This window comes from Streptomyces sp. NPDC127084, from assembly GCF_042724175.1.
Lineage (GTDB): Bacteria > Actinomycetota > Actinomycetes > Streptomycetales > Streptomycetaceae > Streptomyces.
Map to the genome: position 1 here is coordinate 20896 of NZ_JBHXFA010000103.1, position 7062 is coordinate 27957.

The following is a 7062-nucleotide window of genomic DNA, read 5'->3' on the forward strand; positions in this document are numbered from 1 at the left end:
ATCATGTTTGTCATCCATTGGATGACATGTTACAACGGTGTCAGTGAAGCGCATTGGCAGCAACTGCCTGAACCTGCTGGAGGTGTTTTCGCGATGTTGATGCGCACTGACCCCTTCCGTGAGCTGGACCGGCTGGCGCAGCAGCTGACGGGCCCGGGGACCTGGTCCAAGCCGTCGGCGATGCCGATGGACGCCTACCGCGAGGGCGACGACTATGTGGTGGCCTTCGACCTTCCGGGCGTCGCTGCGGACGCGATCGACATCGACGTCGAACGCAACATGCTGACCGTCAAGGCCGAGCGCCGGCCGGTGGCGAAGGCGGACGACGTGCAGATGGAGCTGTCCGAGCGGCCGCTGGGTGTCTTCTCCCGGCAGATCATGCTTGCCGACACCCTCGACACCGAGCGCATCAAGGCCGACTACGACGCGGGCGTACTCACGCTGCGCATCCCGATCGCCGAACGCGCCAAGCCCCGCAAGATCTCCATCGGCGTCGGATCCGGCCGCCAGGAGATCTCCGGCTGACACCGGCCAGGCCGGTGCGGAGGGCGGGCACCTGATCTCCCCCTCACCCGCCCTCCGCACCCCCAGGGGCATCCGAAGAACCAGAAGGGGTGGCGTCCGAGATGACTTTGCGACGCGAAGCGTTCCTCAGCCACGTGAAGGAACGCGGCGAGTACGACACGCTGGAGGAAGCCGACCGCGCAGCGCGCGTGGTGCTCGCGCTCCTCGGCGCCCACCTGGTCGGCGATGTCCGCGCCCAGCTGGCCGCGCGCCTGCCGGAAGGCTTCGCCCTGATCCTGCTCAACCCTTTGCAAAGCGCCGAACCGCTGTCACCGGAACGGTTCGTCCGCGCCACCGCCGCGTGGATCGAGGGCGCCACCGAGCAGACCGCGGCCTGGGATGTCAGCGCCGTGCTGTCCACCGCAGCCGACGCCGCAGGCGAAGACCTGCTGGGCCAGATCCTGCTCCAGCTCCCCGTCGGCTACGACCTTCTCTTCGGCCGTCCCCAGCCCACCTGACCCGACCGCACGCCAGTGTTCGAGGCACCGGCCACAGCAACGAAAGGAACCCACGCACGTGATCGCCGACCAGCACGCACCTATCCCGCAGTGGTCCGGGACGGCGTACAAGCAGATGCTGGAGAAGGTCCGCTATGAAGGCGCCTACCCCACCCTCGAGAGAGCCGACGAAGCCGTCCGCCTGGTACTGGGCGGACTGGGACGCCAGCTGACCGGCGAGGAACGCGTCGACCTCGCCGGCTGCCTGCCCCTGGAAGCCGCACGCGTGCTGACCGCGGAGATCCCCGAGCCTCAGATGCTGACCGGCTGGGCCTTCGTCAAGGACCTCACCGCCCGCACCGGCGCCACCCCGGCAACCACCCGCTGGGACACCGGCGCCGTCTTTGCCGCCATCGCCGCCTACGCCGACCCTGACCTGATCACCCGCATCATCCACCAACTCCCCACCGGCTACGCCCTGCTGTTCGGCCGTGCCGCACTCGCCCCCGCCGCGTAGACAACGACGTGCCCGGCGATGCCGGCATACCAGCGCTGACGCCCGCTATCGGACCGGGAGATGAGACTTCGCGCCCCCATGAACGCAATGTCCCCGGTGGGCGGATGACCGGCTCCGAGAGGATGCCCCCAGATGGCCGCAGGCGCGTGTCCTTCGGGCTGTGGGGACGTTGGTGGACCGACGCGTGCACTGGCCGGTCCTCTCGGATCCGGTGCCGTCGGCGGCTCCCGGCACCGCGCCCGGCGTCGGGAGCCGTGCCCATCCCCAGGTCGATCCAATCCGACCTCCGGATGAGCTGCCCGGCCCGATCTTCAAGGTGCACAGTGTCGTGTCCGAGCGCCCACCCGAGGCTCGCCGATGGCAGCCCCGTGCCCGCGCAGTGACGGGACCGTCGCTGAAGCAACACCACCTGACTGTTGCGGACGCCTGGCGACGTCGGAGACCGCGAGTCGCTGCACGAGCGCCTGGCTGCCGTCGGGTTTACTGCGAGACCGGGGCGAGAATCGCCACACCAGCGCGCGGCCCCCCCCCGGGTGCAGCGAGAGCGCCAGTAGCGGCATGGCGCTCTTCGGTTCCGGCCCGGTGAACTGCTCCCTCGTTCCGGCGCGGCACCCGACACGGTCGACGGGCCTCGGCGGATGATGAGATGGCTGGGTCTTCGGTGGCCCGACGGCGAAGGGCAGGCTGGTGCCAGTAGCGAGCGACGATTGGGGCTCGGTCCTGGCCGATGTACTGGCCGCGTCCCACCGCCTCGCCCCGCGCCAAATCCCCGAGCTGGTACAGGAAGCCGCGGGGCGACTGGGACTGTCCCAGGCCCGCGTGTACGTGGCCGACCTGCAGCAACGCGAGCTGGTCGCGCTACCCACTCCCGGGCAGGCGCAACGGCTCACCGCCGACGGCGCTGCCGCAGACCTGGAGGCACTGCCCGTCGACACCTCCCTCGCCGGACACGCCTACCGCACCGAGACGGCGAAACTCACCAAGCACGTGAACGCCTCGGGGCGCACGGGATGGGTCCCCATCGTGGACGGCATCGGCCGCGTCGGCGTGCTGCGCGTGATCGCACCGGAATTCGATCCCCCGCTGCTCAAGCGGTGTGAGGCTCTTGCTTCCTTGGTCGCCATGATTCTGGCGACCAAGCAGCCCTACAGCGACATCCTGGCCCAGACCATGCGCACCCGGCCGATGAGCCAGCAGGCGGAACTCCTGTGGGCGTTCCTGCCACCGCGCACCATCGGCACCACCGCGGTCACCTCAAGCGCCGTCCTGGAACCCGCCTACGACGCAGGCGGCGACGCCTACGACCACAGCCTCGCCGGAGAAGCGCTGCACCTGACGCTCCTGGACGCCATGGGACACGACCTCGCCTCCGGCGGCTGCAGCGCCGCAGCGCTGGCCGCCTGCCGCTCCACCCGCCGCGCCGGCGGCCGCCTCGACGACATCGCCAAACAGATCGACCTGACTATGCAGCGCTGGATCCCCGACCGCTTGCTGACCTGCGTCATCGCCGACCTCGATACCACCACCGGCCGACTGGACTGGATCAACTGCGGCCATCCGCCCCCGCTGCTGATCCGCGACCGCCACATCGTGACCGGTGCGCTCGAGCGCACCCCCGACCTGCCACTCGGGCTGACCGGGTACGACATGCCACCCCCGCCCGTCCACACAGCCCACCTACAACCCGGCGACCGGGTGCTGCTGTTCACCGACGGTGTCACCGAGGCACGCTCGGCCACCGGCGAACTGTTCGGAGAACAACGCCTTGCCGACATCGTCGTCCGCGCCATGGCCAACGGACTCCCCGCCCCCGAAGCCCTCCGCCGCCTGCTCCAGGAAATCTTCGTTCACCAAGAACAACGGCTACACGACGACGCCACCATCGTCCTGGCCGAATGGCACCCCCCACGCTGACGGTCCCCAGGACCCGCCAAAACGAGGCGTGTGTCAGGCCAAAGACGCCGTACCCGTCGAGAATCACCGCGCGTACGTACGCGGATCCTCGGCCAAAGCCACCACGCCCAACCCTGCGGGGCGAGCCTCAAACGCCCGCGCGATCTTCCCGGACCACCATTCGGCGTCCTCGTACGGCCGACGCTCGGACTGCTCAGCAGTGAACGGAGCCCGGTGGGTCGCTTCGCGATGGCCCGAACAGCACCGGCAGGCCCACGTGTCCTTCACGGTCCACCGAATCCTGGCGGCCATCTCGAACGAGGAGGAGCGGTTCACCGCGATCCTCCCCTCTACCTGACCGCCTCCTGGGCCGGCCGCCTCCTGGACGCCCAGGCTGGACGCAGCACCGAGAGCCCGAACGAGGTCCTGGCCCAGGCGGCCAAGGAGCTCTACTTCCAGGAACGCGGCGCCCGCGCGCAGCAACTGGAGGAGGTAGAGCTGACCGGCATCGACTACATCGACGCCAAGTACTGACCAGGGGCGCTCGCGGGCCGGTGCCCGCTGCACCTCGGATGTGCAGCGAGTACAGCCACACCACCAGCCCGCGAGCAGAGAAAGGAGCAGCGACATCCGAAGTCCCCTCGAAACCGCCCCCATACGCACCGACCGGCAGCATTTCCACCGAAGGGACCAGCCGTGAACGACGACGTCAAAGCCGAGATCATCGCCGCCACGATCGACCGCTTCTTGATGTCGACCTGGACGACTTCGAGAACCGATGACCTGGCATGGGCCATCCTCCGCGCCTTGAACAAGGCTCAGGCGCGGCCGGTCCAGACGGACGCGGACTGAGTGGCTCGTGACGCCCATCGGCCCCGGGCGCTCCCCACGGCGATTCGGCGAGGACGAGTGACGACCCGCGCCAGGCGGCCCGCGCGCCGTGCCGGTCAGTCGCTGTACTGAGGGGCCCTCCCGCGTCGCGTCGGTTCAGGGAAGCGCAAAACGGTCGGGCCTGGTCACGAGGTTAATGGCCCCTGTCCCGCCTCCGCCGCAGACACTCCCGCCTGACGTCGCTCGATGTCCCGCGCGCCCTATTGAAGCCGCACCGTGGGGCGGCACGTCTCGCACGGTCTGATGGAACCTTCGGTGAGGTGCCGGGCCGGTGCGGGTGCCACGAGGGCTGCCCAGCTTTCGCTGATGGGCCAGGGTGCAGTCCCGGGCCGGGGGAGGGGCGCTCCGCGTCTGGTGCCGGTCTGGTGTGTGCGGGCCGTGTGGGGTCGTGTCGTGCGTATGTGCCGTGCCCCGCGCCGGAGTCTGTGGGCGGCGCGGGGCGCGGGGCATGGGGGTCTGGACGCAGAGGTCAGCCGATGCAGCCGGTGACGGGCTGGGGGCTGAAGAGGCAGTTCGTGGGGAAGTTGCCGGTAACGGTGCCGCCGGCCCCGATCGGGACCGTGGTGTACACACCGCCGGGTGCGGGGGCGCTGGGGGCCGTGTTGTTGTTGACGGTGGCGCCGGTGAATGTGACGTTGGCGCCGTTGTTGTAGAGGCCCGCGGCGGCGGAGCCGGTGCCGGTGACCTTGTTGCTGTCGACGCTTGATGTGTCCACCGACACGTCGGAGGTGTTGCCGGCGTAGAGGCCGCCGCCCTGCGAGTAGCGGCCGGAGGCGAGGTTGGCGGTGAGGGCGGTGCCGTTCTGCAGGGTCAGCGCGGATGCCGCTACGGCCTCGTCCGCCGCGATCCCCCCGCCTTGTCCGAAAGCTCCGACCAGTTGGTTGCCGCTGACGGTGGTGCTGTCCACGGTAAGCGTGCCGCCCGAGACGTGGATTCCGCCGCCCCGGTTGCCGGAGACGATGTCCGTGTAGCCGGTGACGGTGTTGCCGCTGACCGTGGAGCCTGTGATCATCCCGGTGCCCGTGCTGGACGCGGCGAACCGGATCCCGGCGCCGCCCTGGGTGCTGCTGGTGACCCGGTTGTTCGTGATCGTGCTGTCGGTGACGGTCAGAGACGATGAGCCGGCGTAGACGGTGCCCCCACCGCCTGCGGACGCTGTGTTGTTGCTGATGGTGCTGCTCGTGATCATCGCGGGCGTGGAGGTGTTGAGGCTGACACCTCCGCCGAACGAACCGCTGCGGTTACGGACCACGGTCACCGAGTCCAGGGTGAGCGAGGCCGTGCTGACGCCCGCGATGCCGCCGCCCAGTCCGGTGGAGCGGTTGTCGCTGACCGTGCCGCCGGTGAGAGAGACCGACGTGCCGGCCGCGGCGAAGATCCCACCGCCGTTGGCACCGCCGTTGCCCTGGAAGTTCACGTCGGTGGTGGTCAGGGACCCGCCGCTGGTGTTGAGAAAGACTCCGCCGCCATTGCCGCCTTGGCCGTTCATGACGGTGAGGGTGTCCATGGTGAGTGAGGTGGCACCGACGTCGAAGATGCGGAAGTTGGATGCGGCTGTGTCGCGTTTGATGGTGGCGTTGTTGCCCTGGATGATCAGCGGCTGGCTGATCTGCGGCAGGGCACCACCGCCTGCGTCGGTGAGGACGTAGGGGCAGTACGACGCAAGGATCAGCGTGTCACCGGTGCCCGCGTTGGAGTTGGCGATCGCCGTACGCAGCGCCGCTTCCGTGCACGCCACGTTCACCACCGCCGCGTGCGCGGGGACCGCCGCCACTCCCGCGAGCAGCAGTCCCGCCGCCATTCCCAGGCTCACACTCCGCCGACCCACGGGCTTTCCTCCGCTGCCTCTGACTCTGCCCTACACGGCCTCGCAGGGGACGGACCGGCAGCATGAACATAAAACGAATGTCTGTGAGCAAAGCTGGCGACACGTGTACTGGTCGGGCCGTCACGCGATCAGCCCACGCGGCCGTCACACTCCCCACCTGCTCGACGCCGATCCCGCGGTGCCCAGCGACTGGCCGCGCGAGTAGCTGGTACCTGCCAGGGCGGCCGGGAAGGAGTCAGGTCCCTCCCGGCCTTCCACCCGGGGCACCGTTCCCTTGAAAGCCTCGGGCGGGTCCCCGGGGTCCGGCCCCCGCACAGACACCTGGAGTGCGGGCTGGCCGTGATGCGCGACCTCGCAAGGTGCCGCTTCCCGATAGGTACTGGATCAGGCCAGTGTCTCCGGTCATTTGCGCGCGGAGTGTCCGCGAACACCCCCGGGCAGTTCGATGACAGCGCCGCCGCGTGATTCGAGCAGCCGCGGAGATCTCGGACGGACTGAGTACCCGATCGACATCCGCCCGGCCGCTCAACATTCCTCCCACGCGGCCCGGCTCTGCCCGCGCCGGCACTCGCGACCGAGGGCACGCCAGTACGGAGCTGCCGGCGTCGCTGCTGCCCCCTCGGGGCGGGTGTGCGGCCGATCGGGTTGCTGATCAGAGGCTTGATGCGGGTCGGGTGGCTGCTGCATGGAGGGGGGTGGTCATCTGGCGATGCCTTTGCGCCCGGTCGTGTGGGTGCGCAACTACGCGGTCGGGGCGTCGTCGTGTCCGTAGCGAAGGGAATGAGATGGGCCAGAGCCGAAGTCGGGTGGCGGGGGATGGGGCGGGGGGACTTGCCGCGTTCAGTGGTCGCCCTGGAAGGATGCCGTCGAGCGGGCGGTTGGGCCGGTACGTGCTGGGGCTGCTGCTGTCCCTGGTGATGGCGGCGGCGGCA

At 69.4% G+C, this 7062-nt stretch carries 8 protein-coding genes; 7 read left to right on the forward strand and 1 reads right to left on the reverse strand.

The window, feature by feature from the left end; translation table 11 throughout:
- The first annotated feature begins 93 nt into the window (after positions 1–93).
- From ACFWI9_RS22815 to ACFWI9_RS22845, 7 genes are all read left to right on the forward strand, one after another.
- On the forward strand, positions 94–525 hold the full coding sequence (locus tag ACFWI9_RS22815) for an Hsp20/alpha crystallin family protein (RefSeq protein WP_387164641.1): 432 nt from the start codon (positions 94–96) through the stop codon (positions 523–525).
- Between the two features lie 101 nt (positions 526–626).
- Complete coding sequence (locus tag ACFWI9_RS22820) at positions 627–1022, forward strand: DUF2267 domain-containing protein (RefSeq protein WP_387164642.1); 396 nt, start codon at positions 627–629, stop codon at positions 1020–1022.
- A gap of 115 nt (positions 1023–1137) precedes the next feature.
- Positions 1138–1518, forward strand: coding sequence for a DUF2267 domain-containing protein (locus tag ACFWI9_RS22825; protein WP_387164651.1), 381 nt, complete (start codon positions 1138–1140; stop codon positions 1516–1518).
- A 687-nt stretch (positions 1519–2205) separates the two neighbouring features.
- Positions 2206–3432 carry a PP2C family protein-serine/threonine phosphatase gene (locus ACFWI9_RS22830; RefSeq protein WP_387164644.1) on the forward strand — a complete coding sequence of 409 codons (1227 nt, stop codon included), beginning with the start codon at positions 2206–2208 and terminating at the stop codon, positions 3430–3432.
- A 28-nt stretch (positions 3433–3460) separates the two neighbouring features.
- Positions 3461–3769 (forward strand): DUF6192 family protein, encoded by a 309-nt coding sequence (locus ACFWI9_RS22835; RefSeq protein WP_387164645.1) that lies wholly within the window; start codon positions 3461–3463, stop codon positions 3767–3769.
- A complete protein-coding gene (locus ACFWI9_RS22840; protein ID WP_387164652.1) occupies positions 3661–3945 on the forward strand; it encodes a hypothetical protein in 285 nt (94 codons plus the stop codon). Before ACFWI9_RS22835 ends, ACFWI9_RS22840 begins: the two co-directional genes overlap by 109 nt.
- 162 nt (positions 3946–4107) lie before the next feature.
- Positions 4108–4263, forward strand: a complete 156-nt coding sequence (locus ACFWI9_RS22845) for a hypothetical protein (RefSeq protein ID WP_387164646.1) — start codon at positions 4108–4110, stop codon at positions 4261–4263.
- A 508-nt stretch (positions 4264–4771) separates the two neighbouring features.
- Here ACFWI9_RS22845 and ACFWI9_RS22850 read toward each other — a convergent pair.
- A complete protein-coding gene (locus ACFWI9_RS22850; protein WP_387164647.1) occupies positions 4772–6130 on the reverse strand; it encodes a hypothetical protein in 1359 nt (452 codons plus the stop codon).
- Between the last annotated feature and the right edge of the window lie 932 nt (positions 6131–7062).

What these genes read in the sequence shown, in the direction of transcription:
- ACFWI9_RS22820 (WP_387164642.1), top strand. Translation starts at nt 627, where the DNA reads ATGACTTTGCGACGCGAAGCGTTCCTCAGCCACGTGAAGGAACGCGGC.
- ACFWI9_RS22840 (WP_387164652.1), top strand. Translation starts at nt 3,661, where the DNA reads ATGGCCCGAACAGCACCGGCAGGCCCACGTGTCCTTCACGGTCCACCG.
- ACFWI9_RS22825 (WP_387164651.1), top strand. Translation starts at nt 1,138, where the DNA reads ATGCTGGAGAAGGTCCGCTATGAAGGCGCCTACCCCACCCTCGAGAGA.
- ACFWI9_RS22815 (WP_387164641.1), top strand. Translation starts at nt 94, where the DNA reads ATGTTGATGCGCACTGACCCCTTCCGTGAGCTGGACCGGCTGGCGCAG.